The organism is Paenibacillus sp. sgz302148 (assembly GCF_056120465.1).
In genome coordinates, this window is record NZ_JBVYOJ010000016.1 from 17,103 (window position 1) to 33,720 (window position 16,618).

General features: G+C 51.0%; 16 protein-coding genes. 8 read left to right on the top strand and 8 right to left on the bottom strand.

Annotation, left to right across the window (positions count from 1 at the left end):
- Positions 1 to 103: 103 nt before the first annotated feature.
- From AC0LWM_RS22265 to AC0LWM_RS22300, 8 genes are all read right to left on the bottom strand, one after another.
- The gene (locus tag AC0LWM_RS22265) at positions 104 to 1,663 is read right to left on the bottom strand and encodes an RCC1 domain-containing protein (protein WP_474677197.1); all 1,560 of its coding nucleotides are present in this window, start codon (positions 1,661 to 1,663) and stop codon (positions 104 to 106) included.
- Positions 1,664 to 1,863: 200 nt separating this feature from the next.
- Positions 1,864 to 2,337: a GNAT family N-acetyltransferase gene (locus AC0LWM_RS22270; RefSeq protein WP_474677198.1), complete on the bottom strand. Its 474-nt coding sequence runs from the start codon at positions 2,335 to 2,337 to the stop codon at positions 1,864 to 1,866.
- Positions 2,338 to 2,530: 193 nt separating this feature from the next.
- A complete protein-coding gene (locus tag AC0LWM_RS22275; protein ID WP_474677199.1) occupies positions 2,531 to 2,800 on the bottom strand; it encodes a tautomerase family protein in 270 nt (89 codons plus the stop codon).
- Positions 2,801 to 4,114: a sensor histidine kinase gene (locus tag AC0LWM_RS22280; protein ID WP_474677201.1), complete on the bottom strand. Its 1,314-nt coding sequence runs from the start codon at positions 4,112 to 4,114 to the stop codon at positions 2,801 to 2,803. It abuts the gene before it with no gap.
- Positions 4,114 to 4,815, bottom strand: coding sequence for a response regulator transcription factor (locus AC0LWM_RS22285; RefSeq protein ID WP_474677202.1), 702 nt, complete (start codon positions 4,813 to 4,815; stop codon positions 4,114 to 4,116). Before AC0LWM_RS22285 ends, AC0LWM_RS22280 begins: the two co-directional genes overlap by 1 nt.
- 102 nt (positions 4,816 to 4,917) lie before the next feature.
- The gene (locus AC0LWM_RS22290; RefSeq protein ID WP_474677203.1) at positions 4,918 to 5,337 is read right to left on the bottom strand and encodes a hypothetical protein; all 420 of its coding nucleotides are present in this window, start codon (positions 5,335 to 5,337) and stop codon (positions 4,918 to 4,920) included.
- 160 nt (positions 5,338 to 5,497) lie between these two features.
- Positions 5,498 to 5,842, bottom strand: coding sequence for a DUF4190 domain-containing protein (locus tag AC0LWM_RS22295; RefSeq protein ID WP_474677204.1), 345 nt, complete (start codon positions 5,840 to 5,842; stop codon positions 5,498 to 5,500).
- Positions 5,843 to 6,082: 240 nt separating this feature from the next.
- Positions 6,083 to 7,786, bottom strand: a complete 1,704-nt coding sequence (locus tag AC0LWM_RS22300) for an alpha/beta fold hydrolase (RefSeq protein WP_474677205.1) — start codon at positions 7,784 to 7,786, stop codon at positions 6,083 to 6,085.
- A 214-nt stretch (positions 7,787 to 8,000) separates the two neighbouring features.
- On the opposite strand from AC0LWM_RS22300, the gene AC0LWM_RS22305 reads away from it, so the two are divergent.
- The 8 genes from AC0LWM_RS22305 to AC0LWM_RS22340 all read left to right on the top strand — a co-directional run bounded on the left by AC0LWM_RS22305 (position 8,001) and on the right by AC0LWM_RS22340 (position 16,314).
- On the top strand, positions 8,001 to 8,885 hold the full coding sequence (locus tag AC0LWM_RS22305; protein ID WP_474677340.1) for a sulfurtransferase: 885 nt from the start codon (positions 8,001 to 8,003) through the stop codon (positions 8,883 to 8,885).
- A 376-nt stretch (positions 8,886 to 9,261) separates the two neighbouring features.
- Positions 9,262 to 10,188: an AraC family transcriptional regulator gene (locus AC0LWM_RS22310; RefSeq protein ID WP_474677206.1), complete on the top strand. Its 927-nt coding sequence runs from the start codon at positions 9,262 to 9,264 to the stop codon at positions 10,186 to 10,188.
- A 100-nt stretch (positions 10,189 to 10,288) separates the two neighbouring features.
- On the top strand, positions 10,289 to 11,356 hold the full coding sequence (locus tag AC0LWM_RS22315) for a Gfo/Idh/MocA family protein (protein ID WP_474677207.1): 1,068 nt from the start codon (positions 10,289 to 10,291) through the stop codon (positions 11,354 to 11,356).
- A 3-nt stretch (positions 11,357 to 11,359) separates the two neighbouring features.
- A complete protein-coding gene (locus AC0LWM_RS22320; RefSeq protein ID WP_474677208.1) occupies positions 11,360 to 12,235 on the top strand; it encodes a sugar phosphate isomerase/epimerase family protein in 876 nt (291 codons plus the stop codon).
- 853 nt (positions 12,236 to 13,088) lie between these two features.
- Positions 13,089 to 13,661, top strand: coding sequence for a PadR family transcriptional regulator (locus tag AC0LWM_RS22325; protein ID WP_474677209.1), 573 nt, complete (start codon positions 13,089 to 13,091; stop codon positions 13,659 to 13,661).
- Positions 13,645 to 14,631 (top strand): BtrH N-terminal domain-containing protein, encoded by a 987-nt coding sequence (locus AC0LWM_RS22330; RefSeq protein ID WP_474677210.1) that lies wholly within the window; start codon positions 13,645 to 13,647, stop codon positions 14,629 to 14,631. The genes AC0LWM_RS22325 and AC0LWM_RS22330 overlap by 17 nt, the downstream gene beginning before the upstream one ends.
- A gap of 384 nt (positions 14,632 to 15,015) precedes the next feature.
- The gene (locus AC0LWM_RS22335; protein ID WP_474677211.1) at positions 15,016 to 15,498 is read left to right on the top strand and encodes a MarR family winged helix-turn-helix transcriptional regulator; all 483 of its coding nucleotides are present in this window, start codon (positions 15,016 to 15,018) and stop codon (positions 15,496 to 15,498) included.
- Positions 15,499 to 15,552: 54 nt separating this feature from the next.
- Positions 15,553 to 16,314: an SDR family NAD(P)-dependent oxidoreductase gene (locus AC0LWM_RS22340; RefSeq protein ID WP_474677212.1), complete on the top strand. Its 762-nt coding sequence runs from the start codon at positions 15,553 to 15,555 to the stop codon at positions 16,312 to 16,314.
- Positions 16,315 to 16,618: the final 304 nt, after the last annotated feature.

Genomic DNA, 16,618 nt, shown 5'->3' on the forward strand with positions numbered 1-16,618 from the left:
AGTGGATATGGGGCTGTGCGGCGATACTGAGATCTGAGATTGGTGAAGTTGAAGGTATAGTAATGTAAAATATCCGCCAAATGGCGGATGATTTAATGAATCGTTACTTCGTTTTTATGGATAATATCTGATTTTTGCTCTCCCAGGAAACCTTAACTTTAAAAAGGGATGAAAGTGAATTGACGGGTACCCAGAATTCTTTGTCTGCTGCAATGACAGGTTTATCTTGGTTTATATTTTTACCATTTATAGATATCTTCTTACTTCCATCTTCCAAAACTATAGTTTTTTGTCCTAGTTTCATCAAAAGCTTTGATTTGCTTTGATAAGACGAAGTATAGCCTAACTTCTTGCCTAATTCCCCGGCCGATATATACAGGCTACCATTTATTGTTTTCGGCGCTATATGGAGCGGAACCAATACGTCATCGACAAAAACCTCAATGTTAGTCTTTACAATAGGGGTCTCTCCATTAAATATCAATTGTCTCGGGGTAAGGAACAAGAAACGGTTTTTATTTCCCAACTGGCCGTTATCGTTTCTTCCCCAGCCCCACACAGTTCCATCTTTCTTCAGTGCAAAAGCAGACTCATCGTCATTTTCAATGCCTATTACACCAGACAACACTTTTACCATATTCGGTTCCATATGATCCCGCTTTGTTCCATCCCCTAGTTGACCAAATTTGTTATAGCCCAATGACCAAACCGTACCGTCCTCTTTAAGAATAAGGGTGAAGTAATAGCTGCTCTGAATATCGCGAATTCCGCGAAGTTCAGGTACCTCCTTAGGTATCAATTGATTATCGGTAGCATCATGACTAAAGGACAGCACGTTGTTCTTGCCCCAAAACCAGACCGAACCATCCTGCTTAACGGCGATATTGTACCAGTTCGCTACTGCTATTATTTTCGTTACGTCGGTAAGGTTTTTCACCTTTACTGGAGTATTCTTGTCTTCACTTTCTGTCCCGTCACCAGCTTTCCCGAAGTGGTTCTCCCCCCAAGTCCAAACTTCGCCGTTAACGTCCAGGGCAACACTATGAAACCATCCGGCAGAAATTGCTTTGATCGGCGGGAGACCCTGAACTTGCCGCGGAGTCGGGATGATTAAGGCCGATTCGCCGGTACCCAATTGACCTCCGCCATTTTGACCCCAAGTCCAGACAGTGCCATCTTTTCTTAATGCCAGCAGGTGTCCTCCTTTTGTTGCTATCGCTGAGACATCTGAAAGGCTTTTGACTTGGATTGGCTTTTGGCTATACGGTTTTGGTCCAGCCAGAGGGGATGCGGATTCTTCTGTTTCGATGCTTTGGCCATTCCCCAAAGTGCCGTTCTGATTGCTCCCCCATGCCCATATAGTCCCGTCTTTCTTTAAGGCGACGGAAAACCCGCCTCCATTAGCGATATCGATAATCCCGGACAGCTCTTTTATCTGGATTGGCTGCTTTAATCCTTTTGGTTCAAAAGTACTTCCATCGGAACCGTACGGATTATCTCCCCAAACCCAAACCGTTCCGTTTTGAAACAAAGCCATTTTTCCGGATATTTTGGAAACTTGGACAGGCTGTGAAGCAAAAGCATTGTCGGTAAAAAGATGCGTCATGAATAAAATTACTAACGTAGTAATTGCCAATCTAACACATCGTACGAACTGTTTCATACTCACTTGCTCCCTCGATAACAATGATGGTTACCACTTTATGTATAATTCGTTAAATTTCTTTGGAATCCTTTTCCGTTCCCCGCCGAAATGAAAATTGGGCATAAAGAAAAGCTGCATACGGCCGATAGGCAGAGACGCAGCTTTTCTTTATAAAACCGTCGAGCAGACAGTGACCGTTCAACATTGGGTACAGGAGATTAACCCTTCAGGTACACCATACAATGAAACTGTGCCATACCCGATGGCGTCATCCGGCGGTACGTATCGGTACGTTCAAAACCGGCTTTTTCGTAGGTACGAATCGCTCGATCGTTCCACGTTAGCACCTCAAGGTCGATTTCGTCGTGGGGCGCACGACGGCGCGCTTCCTTCACAATGGCCAAGACGAACTGCTGCCCTTGGCCATGTCCGCATCGATCAGGGTGCATTCCGAGCCCTAATCGGGTGACTCCTTTTAGAGGGAAGAATTGACAAAATCCGACAAGCTCATTGTCCACATTAATCACCGCGGCATACTGGTCGCGCCGAATGTCGGGGTCGGCGAATTCTTCGCCCTCGCTCTGCATTTTTTCCCAGCTATCCCAGTTGTATAAATCATAGGGAGGTTCGTAACGCCAGCTGCATATCGCCTCTGCGTGTTCTACCTCCAGTGGGATTACACGGTATTCCATCGTTCGAACCGCCCTTTTGTCCGCGTTTTTTTCCTTCCGCTAAACGAATGTGCCGCAAGGGCGCCAGCCGTTTATTTTGTCGTATAGCTATGATGACCCAAGGGCGATGCCGTTGTCAATCCGTAAAATGTCTTGTTATTGCTTGCGCGAAAGCGCTAAATAAGAAGGGAGGCCCCGTCGGCCTCCCCTCATTTTATGCTTGCTCTTCTTGCGGCTGCTGCTGCTCGGTGCCGTATTTGATCGAATGCAGCTTGCCTCCGGACGCCCAGTTCGTTCGGTCATACTCCTCGAACGTAATCCAGATCGTCTCGGGATCGACATTCAAGATGCGAGCCGCTTCTTCGGTGAAAACGGCGGTTAGCTCTTGCTTCTGTTCTTCTGTCCGGCCTCGGACAAGCTGTACGTTGATGATTGGCATGGTGGAATCTCCTTTATGGCAAGTATAGTTTCGGTTGATGCACACCTAGGGCGCAATGCGCCTAAAGGTAAACCTTGCTCCTCCAAGGGGCGAAACGCCGCAAATCACTTCGGCGCCGATCCGGTCGGCGATTTGCCGGCAAATCGTCAGGCCAAGGCCCGTTTCGCCGTTTTTTCCTTTGTAGAAACGGTCGAATATCCGTAAGCGCTCCTCTTCCGCCACGCCTTCGCCGTCGTCCTCCACGATGAAGCTCCAGCCTTTCGGCCCCGCATCAACCGAGATGCGAACTTGGCTGCGGGCATGGCGAATCGCATTTTGCACCAGATTGACCATGACCTGAAACAGCTGCTCCGCCGGAACATAAGTTTCGTACGGGTCGGCTTCCCAAGCCAGCGAAACGGCTTTATCGGCGGCGAGAGGAGAGAGAAGCTGGACGGTCTGCTCGGTCATGTCCCGCAAATCGATCAAGCTTTCGCTCCAGGCATCCCGGGTGCTTTCGAGCCGGGTTAGCTGCAGCAGCCGATCGACCATGCGAATAAGCCGCTGCGACTCCTTGGCCATCACTTCGAGCCCCTGCTCCTGCGTGACGACCTGGTCCTTGATCGCCAATGCGTAGCCTTGGATTGACATGAGCGGGGTACGCAGCTCGTGCGAAACGTGGTGAAGGAACTCGACCTGATCGTCATGATGCTTGCGAATCCGTTCCGCCATCGATTGGAACGTATGGATCAGATCGCCGATATCGGAGTTGCCGGACGGCGGAAACATATGCGGATCCTTGTACGGCTCATATTGGCTGACGGCTTGCTGCAGCTGTTTTAACGGCCGCGTCGTTTTCCACATGAACAACAAACCAACCGTAAGGATGACGAGCGAGCTGAGTACTAACGCCAGGATGGACAGCCAGACAAGCTTGCCGCGGATTTCTTTCAGCGACTCCAAAGACGTGTACAGCATGATGCGCAAATGGCTGTCGGTCACCGCTTGTACGGTGTACATGAGCTTATGGTCGTTGATGACCATAATGCCTTCCTTCTTGTGGGGAGATTCGCCGACGACCCGACCGAGCATCGCCGGGTCGCTTGAAGCGACGATTTTGCTGTTCTCGTCCATCAGGAAGTAGTCGGCGTAGAACATGCGGTCCTTGAAGCGCAGCTCCATATCGCGGTAATCGAGATCGGAGACGTCCCCGCCGTCGAGCACCTCGATCGCTTTTTCCATTTGGATGCGCAGCTGGTTTTTGGCCTGGTCAAAAATAATGCCATCCAGCAGCTTGGTGGAGAGGTACAGCGTAACGATGACCGAAAAGCACATGACCACGATCAGCGACAGGAACAGCCGTCCGCGGATCGTCCGCATCAGGGCTTCACCGTTGCTTTGTAGCCGAAGCCCCAAATCGTCTCGATGGCCAGCGTCGCTTGACCTTCGGCGAGCTTCTTGCGCAGCCGCTTGACCAAGTCGTCGACGACGCGCACGTCGCCCAGAAAGTCGTAGCTCCATACTTGCTGGATGAGCTGTTCGCGGCTGAACGGCCGGCCCAAATGCCGCAAGAAAAACAACAGCAGCTCATACTCGCGGGAGGTCAAGTGAAGCTCCAGCCCGTCCACCTCGACTCGGCGAAACGATTCCGCTGCCGTAACGTTCCCGGCGCGAACGGTCGGAGTGGCGGCTTCTTCCGATGCGAGCGGCGTCGCACGCATGTTCACGAGCCGCAGCATCGCTTTGACACGGCCGACCAGCTCCCGCGGATTAAACGGCTTGCGCAGGAAATCGTTGCAGCCGAGCTCCAGACCGATGATCCGGTCGGTTTCTTCGCCGCGCGCCGACACCATGATGATCGGAATTTCCGTAAAATCGCGGAGCTGCGTCAACAATGCAAGGCCGCTCACGCCGGGCATCATAATATCGAGAATGAGGCAATCAGGGCACGCGCTGCGGACTTCATCAACCAGTCCGTTGCCGTTCGAAAACTCGGTGACCTGGAAGCCGTCTTTACGTAAATATTCGGATATTAGCTGTAAAATATGTGGATCGTCGTCCACCACGAAAATCGAAGCCACGAAAGCATCATCCTTCAAATCTAGGATAGCTATACTGTACCAAAATAAGCGAAAGACGAGAAGCGAACCTTCTCGTCTTTATTGTGAACCGGCGTAAGCTTCTTATTTTTTGGACGTTTTTACGGCAGGCTTCGCAGCCGGTTTCGCAGCTGGTTTTTTAGCAGGTGCTGGTGTTTTCGATGTTTTTACGGTTTTATGTTTTTTATGTTTCTTGTGTTTTTTGTGTTTCACAGCCGGCTTCGCCGAAGTTTTTGTCGTTTTTGTTGTTTTTGTTGTTTTTGTCGTTTTTCCCGTCGCTTTTCCGGTGGCGGGCTTTGTCGCAGGTTTTGCAACTGGTTTTGTTGTGGGTTTTGCAACCGGTTTTGCTGCTGGCTTAGCAGTCGTTTTCGTTGCCGAGGCAGCGGCCTTCGTGTCGGTTTTGGTCGTTGTCGCTTTCGTGTCGGCGGCGAATGCCGAGCTCACCCCTGTCAGCATAAAAGCTGCGGATAATAAAGCAATTGCGGTTTTTTTCAATTTGTTCATGGTTAAAATCTCCTCTCCTTTGGATAAATCCATCTTATCTCCGAAACGTGAGAGGATTGTATGGCAAGTATGAGAAAAGTATATGAAAATCATTGCGGTTCAAGTCGAAAAAAGAAACGACCCGAATGCGTTAAGCATAGGGGTCGATCGGAAGTTTTTATTAAAAGGTGCTATAGCTGCTTGCTCCTGCAACGGCAATAAAGGCAATGACGAGTATAGCAATAATAATGGCATACAACGCGGTTCCGATGATCCCGCAGACGAGACCGGCAACGGCCAAGCCTCGGCCTTGCTCGCCGCGCTGGCGAATTTCGGTGAACGATAATTTTGCAAATACGATCGCGATAATGCCGAGTACAAAACCGACGTAAGGAACGACGATTGCAAGAATGCCAAGCACTAACGCAACGATCGATTTACCGTTCGTCTGCGGCGGTGCCGGTGGCGGATAATAGCCTTGATGCCCCGGTGGGGGAGGTGGTGGCGGATATTGCTGGTAACTCAATGGTAATCCTCCTAATGATCATGTTATGACCATTATATCGGTTTTTGGCGGCATCTACTACACAAAATTTAACAAGCCTTCCTTCCGCAAGTGTGCGGAGCCTGTCGGATGATGCCGGAAGATCCTTAATTATGAAGCTGTAAATAACCTGTCGCAATCACAAGACCGACGCTTCACTGTGTGAAGCATCGGTTTGACTAGGCTATTGCGGAGGCATGATTGACCGGCTGGTTACCCCTGTTATTTGCCGGTACCGTTCACCCATGCCGCCACGTCCTTGATGATATCGGCAGACACGTTGGCGCTTTGCACATATTCCGCTCCGATCGATACACCGTCGTATACGGTGAGCAGATGGTTCACCTTCGGGTACGATTTGAACTGCACGTTGGCGCGATCCTTCAATTCCTGCTTCCAGAAGTCGAATTGCTTCATCGAGACTTGCCAGTCGTTCTCGCCTTGAACGATAAATAGCGGCTTAGTTTGTTTCTTGGCGACCTCGCCCGGCACATAATTTTTCTGTTCAAACCACCAATATGGCTGCGGCATCGGGAAGTCGGACGGCATATGGTCTACGGTGTACTGCGGGTCATTCACCATCTTAGCGACCTGGAACCAAGGTGCGGCGGACTGTTCGATCGGCCCGGTAGGAATGCCGAGGCCTTTGGCGCGCTGGATCAGAAGCTGCTGCTGGTCGATTAGCGTATCGGCGTAGCTGAGGCTTGGTCCGGCCAAAATAACGACTCCGGCAATATCGTTTGCTTGGTCGAGCTCAATCATCCGCGGTGCGGCATAACCACCCTGGCTGTGACCGGCAACAAAAATGCGGCTCGAATCGATCGATTTGTTCGTTTTCAGCAGCGCAATCGCCTTGAATGCGTCATCGATCGTTTCCGTCTGCAGCGTCGTTTTCGGATTCGCCGAATATTTAAGCGGATGCTCCTTCGTTACTTTCTCATAACGCAATACGGCAATGCCTTGACCGGCAAGTCCGACGGCCAGGTCACGAAGGGGTTTGGCGCCGCCGACGGACGAGTCTCTGTCGTTCGGTCCCGAGCCGTGGACAAGGATAACGGCAGGGAATGGGCCGTCGCCTTTCGGCATAGTGAGCGTCCCCGGCAGAGCGAACGCGCCTTCGCCGACAACGACCTCCTGCTCCGTATAGCTGTCGGCCTTGTCATAAGCCGGCTTGTTGTAGATCCCCTTCGGTTGGGCCGCCGTAACAAGGAAGTCGTCTACGAGTCCCGCAGGGTCGAGCTTGACGATCACATCAATGGGCATGGCGCCGACCTGATAGCTGAATGTAACCGTATGGTGGACTGCATTTTTCGCCACCTTGGAGGATACGGGCTTACCAAGCTCCCCGACTTGGGCGGCAACCGATTGCCACAGCTGCTTGAGGGCGGCTTCCGGGAACAGGGGTTGCAAATTCGGGCTTAATGTCTTCGCTGCTTCGGCGAATTTTTCACCGTTTAAGTCGCTTACGAACCGGGTCGCTTTTATAACGTCCTCATCTTTCTCGTCGGTTGTATTGCCCGGGGCCGTCGTATCGCCTCCGCCCCCGCCGATTTGCCCGGATTGAAGCCGCTGCAGGAAGCTGATCGGCACCATCGTTTTGCCGCTTACGACTTGTATCGGTTCGCCGATATCGACCGCTGTGCCGTTGACGGTTGCTTCGGCGCTGCCGATCTTAAGCACGAGTGTAACGCCGCCTTGCTTGACCGTAACCTTCTGCGACGGTCCGTCCCACTGGACTTGTCCGCCGGCCTTCTCGATCAAGTCGCGGATGGCGATCCGGCTGGATGGGGCCTCCTCCGCTGCCGCAGTGCCGATTAAGGTCGGGAACGCGAGCAGGGCGGCCAGCGATACCTTGACGATGCTGTGTTTCAGCTTGGAGGATCGTTTGGAAATAGACGCAGGTTTCATCGTTTTCATTTTTTTCATAGGAATAATCTCCCTCTCCAATCGTGTATTTGTTGTTAATACGGATGGGCGGGCGAATCGTTCATTGTGAGGTAAAAATATTTTTTGTTTTTTTCATCCTTCGGATTGCACGTAGCACGAGGCGCTTTCGATTGGGCGCGTCTATGTTACAATAAAGGTAGTGAATGAGGGTTGCCATACCAAGGGAAGAGGAGTGGAGAACATGGGCAATGAAATGGTCAAAAATAACATCGTCAGCGTAGATTGGTCTTCCGCGCATTTGAATGACCCTTCGGTCGTCATTGTCGACTGCCGATTTGCGCTCGGCCAGCCGAACGCAGGACGGGAGCAATACGAGGCTGGGCATATTCCGGGGGCGCGGTACTTCGACTTGGAGCGGGACTTGTCCGCGCCGGTCGGCGCCCATGGCGGCAGGCATCCGCTGCCGGACATCGGTGCGTTCGCGCAAATGCTAGGCCGGGCGGGCATCGGGCGCGACACGCACGTCGTCGCGTACGACGACCAGGGCGGCATGTATGCGTCGCGCCTCTGGTGGCTGCTGCGCTACGTCGGGCATCCCGGCGGGGCGTCCGTGCTCGACGGCGGGTTCACCGCTTGGCGCGCCGCGGGCCATGCGGTGACGACGGATGCGCCTGCGGCAGCGGTGCCGCGCGACTATGCGCCCGAGGTGCAGCCGCAGCTCGTCGCGTCGATGAGCGACGTGCGCGAGAGGCTCGGCGCGGACGGCGTCGTGCTGATCGACTCGCGCGAGGCGCCGCGCTATCGCGGCGAGGTCGAGCCGATCGATCCTGTCGCCGGCCACATCCCGAGCGCGGTCAACCTGTTCTGGAAGGACAGCTTGACCGCCGAAGGACGCTTCCGCAGCGCGGGCGAGCAGCGCAGCCGCTTCGCGGAGAGCCCGGCTGCCGCCAAGCTGAAGGCAGCGGACGAGATCATCGTCTACTGCGGCTCCGGCGTCAGCGCTTGCCCGAACGTGCTTGCGCTCGCGGAAGCGGGATACGCGAACGTGAAGCTGTATTCGGGCAGCTGGAGCGACTGGATTAGTTATGAGGAGAATCCGGTTGCGACGGGAGACGAACAAGAACCGAAAAAAGCATAACAGTATTTCAAGGTCGGAGTCATGCCCCATGGCGATGTATTTTTTATGCCCCGAAGAAGGAGTCAACGACAAGTTCTCGAGAAGCCGTTGGACATGCTGAAGGCTCACACCAAACATACGCTCGTATGCCTCGGGTTGCCCTATACAGACAGACAAAGGGCCGGGACAGCCACCAACTTTCGGCGACAACCCCGGCCCTCATTGTATATATGGATCAATGGTACGAATAAGGATGTTATATTGATAACAGCGGGAAGCGGCGGTTGACCACTTTGGAATGCCGGGAGACAAGCTCTAGGGTAGATCTCTATCATGAGAGGATTGCCGAGACTCGCGCTCTTTCCGGATATAATAAGATTGCGAGGGGTCCCCGAAAATGTCCGAGGAAATCAAAGTCGCAGGAAGAAGGACCAAATTTCATTTCGATAATGTCTATTACAATAATCCCCGATCCTACGACGCCATCCTTCTGTACCAGGTAGGGGATCTCAGCAGCGGTTCCGGATTTTCGATCGGGAGCCATCATCAATTTTGCTACGAAATCAGTTATATCCTGTCCGGAAGCGGCTATTACTGTACCGATGACAAGAGCTATCCGGTCCAGGCTGGCGATCTCTACTTAAGCTTGCCGGGGGAACGGCACGATGGCTATGCGGATGCCAAGGATCCGTTCCGGTACTTCTATATCGGCTTCGACTTCAATCCTTCGGGCAGCGATTACGGCAGCTTCGCCCGCGTGCAGCGAATGTTCGATCAAGTGGATCTGCCGGTAACCGCGGATAAATTTAGAATCGAAACTCCGTTTTTGGGCATTTTCAACGAGCTGGTCAACCTGAAGGAATATTCGGACGTGCTCATTAAATCGTATATTTTTCAAATTATTTTACTCGCTTACCGGAATTATTTCGATAGCTGGGAGAAGCGGTACTCCCATCGGAACGAAGCCGACGCCAATCGCGGAATCGCATACGAAATCATCCAATATATCGACAGCAATCTGGAGAACGGGGCCATCATTCAGTTGCCGGATCTGGGAGAGGCGCTAGGGTATAGCTATTCCCACCTCTCTCACTGCTTTTCCCAAGAGACGGGGTTCACCATCAAGCAATACTTTAATCGCAGACGCTTCGAAAAGGCGGTGGAATGGCTGAAGGAGTCGGCCTACAGTATCACGGAAATCGCCGAAAGACTGGGCTATCAATCCATTCATACGTTCAGCAAAGCGTTTCGCAAAAGCTACGGATTATCCCCGACGGATTACCAACGGATGATCGACAATCGCATAAAAGGAACAATAGATTAGCCGCAAAGGTCAAAGACGCTGTCTGTTCCTTCCTGTTACGATTCGGTTGATGAACATTCCATCGACTCTTAACACTTCAATGAGGAAGGAAGGACCCGTCATGTCCAAGCTTAAAGTCGGTATCGTCGGCGCGGGGGGGATTGCGGAGATTCATATGAGATCTTATGCCACCAATCCCGAGGTCGAGCTGTACGCCATCTGCGATCTCGTAGAGGAGCGGGCTGCCAAGAAAGCTGAAGCCTACGGGATAAGCCGAATCTATTCGGATTATCGCGAAATGTTTAACGATCCTCAGCTCGATGCCATCAGTATTTGTACCCCGAACAGCGCCCATGCCCCGATCTCTATCGCCGCGATCCAAGCAGGCAAACACGTACTGGTCGAAAAGCCCCTATGCATCACCGTCGAAGAAGCGCTGGAGGTAGAGAAGGCGGTCCGCGCCGGCGATTGCGTGCTCCAAGTCGGCTTCGTGCGCCGGTACGGCAGCAATACGAAAGTCGTGAAGCAATTCATCGAAGCCGGAGAAATCGGCGAAGTGTATTACGCGAAAGCCTCCTGCCTGCGCAGGATCGGCAACCCCGGGGGATGGTTCGCCGACGAGGAACGTTCGGGAGGAGGACCCCTTATTGATTTGGGCGTGCACGTTATCGATCTGTGCTGGTATTTGATGGGTAGACCGAAAGTTCATTCGGTGAGCGGAAATACGTACAAGAAGCTCGGCAATCGTGCCAACGTGCGGAACCTGTCCTACTACAAGTCCTCGGATTACGATCCGGACAAGAACGACGTCGAAGATCTGGCAAACGCGCTTATCCGGTTCGAGAACGGCGCTTCGCTTCTCGTGGACGTCAGCTTTTCCCTTCATGCGAAGCAGGACGAGATCACGGCGAAGATCTACGGGGAAAAAGGAGGAGCGGAGCTCGAGCCCGAGCTACTGCTGGTAAGCGAGAACCACGATACGATTTTGAACATATCTCCCCAGGTCGACAATTCGGGGTTCGACGCCATTCAAGGCTTCGCGAACGAGATCAACCATTTCGTCGATTCGTGCTTGGGCCGAGCCCGGACGCTTAGTCCGGTGGAAGACGGCGTGGAAATGATGAAAATCTTATGCGGGATCTACGAGTCGGCGAAGACCGGAAGAGAAATCCGCTTCGGGGAGGGGTAACCGATGAAGCTAAGGAACAAAATCGGCGTTATCGTAGACAGCTTCGGCGTCGGGGTGCGCGAAGGGTTAAAGCTCGCCGCGGAAGTCGGGGCGGAGGGCGTACAAATCTACGCGGTGGGCGGAGAGATGGACCCGGACCGTCTGTCGGCTACGGACCGGCAAGAGTTAAAGGCGTATATCGAATCCCTCGGTCTGGAAGTTGCCGCGCTCTGCGGGGATCTCGGCGGACACGGCTTCCAGGATGCCGCCGCCAATTCGGAACGAATAGAGAAGTCGAAACGGATTCTCGATCTGGCTCTAGATCTCGGCACGAACATCGTGACTACGCATGTTGGCATCATTCCGGACGAATCGCATCCTTATTACAGGCCGATGCTGGAAGCTTGCAGGGAGCTTGCCGATTACGCATCGGAGAGAAAGGCGCACTTCGCGATCGAGACCGGTCCCGAAACGGCATTCCATCTCAAGAAGTTCCTGGACAAGCTGGGCTCCAAAGGCGTCGCGGTCAATTACGATCCGGCGAATTTCGCGATGGTGACGGGTGACGATCCCGTTCAAGGGGTATATACGCTCAGGGATTACATCGTGCATACCCATGCCAAAGACGGCCTCAAGCTTCGCGACTTCGTGGATCCGATTTCCGTCTACGGCTTTCTCGGACACAAAGGCATGTCCCACGAGGAGATCGCCGAAGGCGCATCCATCGGAGAAGCCTATCGCGAAGTCCCGCTCGGACAGGGCAGCGTCAAATTCGGCGACTATTTCGCGGCGCTCGCGGAAATCGGGTACGAAGGTTACCTCACGATCGAACGCGAAGTCGGCGATAGTCCGAAGACCGATATCCTTAACGCGGTGCAATTCATTAAGAAATTTCGGTAGCATAACGGCATAAAGCACGCGAGAATGGCTGTGAGATCACGACAACTGTCGACCCTGATCTCACAGCCATTCTTTTCTGTACCCTTTTCGCTTATACCCGAACATAGCGAAAGGTTTTACAAAAAATCTGTCCGTGCACATTCTCAGTCTCTGAGTGCACATTTCCCGACAGCGAGGCATGGTATATTTAATCCGAGAAAACGGTACCATTACTTCAGAAGGGAGTCATCACATGTCTCTGCCTTATCGAAAAAAGACAATCTTACCCGTCCAAACCCGTCGCTACAGGGGACGAGTAAGAGCGAATAAACCGCGTCGGACGGGCGCTTTCGAACTTGGAGCACGTCAACGTGGGGGCTGCACAGACCATCCCAAAGCCCGCTAAGTCAACACGAGATCAACAAGGCGCTGCTGAAAATACTTTCATGACGGGGACGACCGAGCGAACACTCGTATGGTGAAATCCTCGGATTGGAGCGATTGGATTTCCTACGCGGACAATCCGGTAGCGACGGGAGAAGAGTAAGAGCCGAGAGGCCGCGTCGGACGCGGGATGGAGGGCTGTGATAGGTTGCCGCGAGGCGGACTGTTGCGGCCCTCTTTGGGCTTGTTTGCAAACAGCTTGCAAACAAGAAGCCGGAGAAAGCAGTTGCAGCAGGCCCAGAGCCAGCCACGGTTCAACAATTGAGACAGGTTACTGTTGAAAAGCTCGTCCAGTATATCCATCCACAAACGTGCGCGGTGTCTTTGGCTTGGGAGCAAAAGTCCGACGGTCATGCTAGGGTAGCTCTTCTTGATTTTATATTTCACTAGTGTTATATTACACGTATGGAATATAAAAAGGAGATAAACAATGAATCGTCTTTCCAACGTGGAATTTATGTTGCTGCAAATTATTGCGGAATCCAAACAAGCGTCGGGGTATCAAATCAATAAGTTGATAGAGCTTAGAGGCTACAGGGAATGGGCGAATATAGGTACGACTTCTATTTACGCCGGATTGCAGAAACTGAAAGACAAACGACTGATCCGATCCGAAGATTCCGTCCATAAGTCTGGCAAAGGACCTTTGCCGTCTACGTATGTCATGATGGAAGCCGGTATAGAAACATTAAGGAATGAAATCATCGTAAGCCTAGCTTCTGCGCGGGAACGGGATAACCGTTTCGATCTCGGACTCGCGGCTCTCCCTTTTATAGGGGAAGATGAAGCCGTGGAAGCTTTGCGGAAACGGCAGAACTTTCTTGAGGAGACATTGAGGAACATAGATCAGAAATATGAATCGCAAGGCGGCTATCGATTGCCATTGCACGTTAGGGCTCTTTTCCTTCACCCGATGAGTCTCATCGAGACTGAAAAGACATTTGTCGCAAATCTGATCAGTGAACTAACAGGGGAACTGGAGGGACATGCCCATGTTGATTGAAGGTTTTGCTCTTTTTCAGGGAGAACACTGCGAGACGACAGCGATGGGCAATCTCCTTCAACATAAAGGTGTTCGATTATCGGAGCCGATGTTATTCGGTATAGGGCAAGGTTTGGGATTCATTTATTGGGATTCGAAGGGAATGGACTTTCCTTTTATTGGGGGTAGAGTAAAGCCTGATGAACTGTCTGCTTGCATAGCATCCCGGCTCAATTTGAATATCAGGGTGCAAGAAACCTCGTCTGTTACAAAAGCATGGCAGAACGTGCAAAGCTACATAGACCGTGGAATTCCTGTGGGACTAAAATTAGATTCGTATTATTTAGATTACTTTACGAACAAAATACACTTTGCAGCCCACTATGCGGTGATATATGGCATGGATGACGAATATGCCTATATGGCAGACACAAGCCAACAAGGCGGACTCGTGACAACGCGATTGTCGAATTTGACTATGGCAAGAAACGCAAAGGGGCCTATGAGCTCCAGGAATCGCTCCTTTACGATCGAGCAAACGGATACCCTTCCGCCGCTTGCACCCGCCATACGATCATCCCTTATCAACAATGCTCATGACTATTTGAATCCGCCTATCCGCAATATGGGCAATAAAGGAATCAAAAAAATGAGCGGTGAAATCCTGAACTGGCCTTCTAGAAGCAAGGATTTAGAGAAAGATCTGTGTTTGACCGCTTTATTGATGGAAAGAGCGGGGACCGGCGGCGCCTTATTTCGAAACCTGTATAGAGATTTTCTAAAAGAATGCGTGGATTTGTTCGGTGATTCTAAATTAGAGCAGGCATACTTTCTGTTTACGGAAATCGCGCCGATGTGGAACGGTGTTTCGGCATCGATTGATAATGCGGGAAGAACCGGAAACCAACAGGAGCTAAGACTTGCATCCGAGCTTCTAGTCGACATTGCGGAGAAAGAACGATTAGCCATGGAGTTTCTATTGACAATTTAACGAGCGATTGGATTTCGTATGAGGAGAACCTGATCGCAGCGGGAGAAGAGTAAGAGCCGAGGAGCCGTGCCGGACGCGGGTTTAGGGGCTGTGAGAGGGGAGCGATATGCGACCACCTGTTGCGGCCCTATTTGGCGTTTTCGTTCAACAGCTTGCAAACAAGAGGACGAGGAAAGTAGTTGCAGGAAGCACGGGATTAGCAACGGTCCGGCAGTTGGATTAGTTGTTATAAATTCAGGAGATCCGAACGACAACAATTTTGTTGACCATCTGCTTTCATTTACATATACTTAGGTTACCTATTAAATTATTAACCAAACTATTTAGTGATCTATGTATTATGAGGTACGACGAACCGATATTCGTATTCAAGGGGTGAATGAATTGTCGAATGAGCAGAAGGAAATCGCAAAGCAGTTAATGGAATCGTACTTCCAATCGCAAGTTAGCGGAAATATGATGCAGAATCGCGCGGTGTACAATCAGAAGCCGGGCGAGATCATGGTTCTTTATTTCATCAGCATGAATGTCAAGGATGACGGTCCGGGATTGATGGTTTCGGAAATAAGCGGAAAACTGAATGTTACTTCGCCAACGGTAACGCAGCATATCAACAGTTTGGAAGCACAGGAACTTGTCGAGCGTCATGCCGATCCTACCGATCGGCGAGTAGTCAGAGTCCAGCTTACGGATAAAGGTAAAACGTATATACAACGCATTAATGAGGCCCGCCTTAATATGTTCGTTGATCTCGTCAACCATCTTGGAGAGGAAGAAAGCCAGCTCTTTGCCGAAATGATGAGAAAGGCCTCTGATTATATGCTCAAACAACAGGAATTTTACATCCGGAGTTTCTTTGTGGACTAGTTCAATTGAAGGAATCAGAACAAAGCAATTGATTAAAATTCAGGAGGAACGGATATGAAATATACGGTGATTACGGGGGCCAGCTCGGGAATCGGCTATGAAACGGCTCTTGCTTTTGCGGCTCGTGGAAAAAACTTAATCCTAGCCGCTCGCAGGACGGAGGAATTGGAAAATTTAAAATCAAAGGTGGCTGACCTTAACCCGGACCTGGATGTTGCCATTCGAACGGTTGACTTGTCCGTTGCCACGAATGTTTATGAATTCTACGAAAGTATTCAGGATTACCGGATCGAGACATGGATCAATAATGCGGGATCTGGAAGCTTCGCTTCCGCCCAGGAACAAAATTTAAATAAAGTTACGACGATGCTTCACTTGAATATCGAAGCTTTAACCGTTCTGACTTCTCTTTATGTTCGTGATTATGCAGATGTTGAAGGGACGCAAATCATCAATATTTCTTCGGGAGGAGGATACCAAATTGTCGGCAATTCCGTAGCCTACTGCGCGACAAAATTCTATGTAAGTGCCTTTACGGAAGGTATCGCGCAAGAATTGAAAGAAAAAGGAGCTGCCTTGCGAGTAAAAGTCTTGGCTCCTGCTGCAACTGCGACTGAATTTATTAAAAGCGCTTTGGATTTAGATGCGTTTCATTATGAAGGAGTAGTTCCCAAATTTCATACTGCAAAAGAAATGGCTGGATTTATGTTAGATCTTTATGATAGCGAGAAAGTTGTTGGCATCGTGAATGGAAATACATACGACTTCGAATTAAGAGATCCGATTTATCCGTATGTTGGGAGGTCAAGAGGCTAGTTTTTGAAACAATCAAGGAAATGACCCATCCTGCAAACAACCATTCAACAATCTGCCAAAGAAGAAGAAGGTTCGTGGAGAATACAATACATGGGCAGCGATACAGCTTAAAGGGGAGTTTCGTCCTCAACTAGATGGCGTAAGTTGGCTTCGCTCCGTCCAGAGCAAGGCCAAAGCGGCGCTCGAGGGTCAGGCGCGGCGTAAGCTAAAAAGCGTAAACTCTAAAACATATCCTTTTTGTAGCTATATATTTTTAGATACATGTTTTCTTAGATGTATATGTAAGCGATTGGATTTCGTATAG

Coding starts and splice junctions, on each gene's coding strand:
- AC0LWM_RS22265 (WP_474677197.1), bottom strand. CDS start 1,663: ATGAAACAGTTCGTACGATGTGTTAGATTGGCAATTACTACGTTAGTA.
- AC0LWM_RS22270 (WP_474677198.1), bottom strand. CDS start 2,337: ATGGAATACCGTGTAATCCCACTGGAGGTAGAACACGCAGAGGCGATA.
- AC0LWM_RS22280 (WP_474677201.1), bottom strand. CDS start 4,114: ATGCGGACGATCCGCGGACGGCTGTTCCTGTCGCTGATCGTGGTCATG.
- AC0LWM_RS22290 (WP_474677203.1), bottom strand. CDS start 5,337: ATGAACAAATTGAAAAAAACCGCAATTGCTTTATTATCCGCAGCTTTT.
- AC0LWM_RS22300 (WP_474677205.1), bottom strand. CDS start 7,786: ATGAAAAAAATGAAAACGATGAAACCTGCGTCTATTTCCAAACGATCC.
- AC0LWM_RS22305 (WP_474677340.1), top strand. CDS start 8,001: ATGGTCAAAAATAACATCGTCAGCGTAGATTGGTCTTCCGCGCATTTG.
- AC0LWM_RS22310 (WP_474677206.1), top strand. CDS start 9,262: ATGTCCGAGGAAATCAAAGTCGCAGGAAGAAGGACCAAATTTCATTTC.
- AC0LWM_RS22315 (WP_474677207.1), top strand. CDS start 10,289: ATGTCCAAGCTTAAAGTCGGTATCGTCGGCGCGGGGGGGATTGCGGAG.
- AC0LWM_RS22320 (WP_474677208.1), top strand. CDS start 11,360: ATGAAGCTAAGGAACAAAATCGGCGTTATCGTAGACAGCTTCGGCGTC.
- AC0LWM_RS22325 (WP_474677209.1), top strand. CDS start 13,089: ATGAATCGTCTTTCCAACGTGGAATTTATGTTGCTGCAAATTATTGCG.
- AC0LWM_RS22330 (WP_474677210.1), top strand. CDS start 13,645: ATGCCCATGTTGATTGAAGGTTTTGCTCTTTTTCAGGGAGAACACTGC.
- AC0LWM_RS22340 (WP_474677212.1), top strand. CDS start 15,553: ATGAAATATACGGTGATTACGGGGGCCAGCTCGGGAATCGGCTATGAA.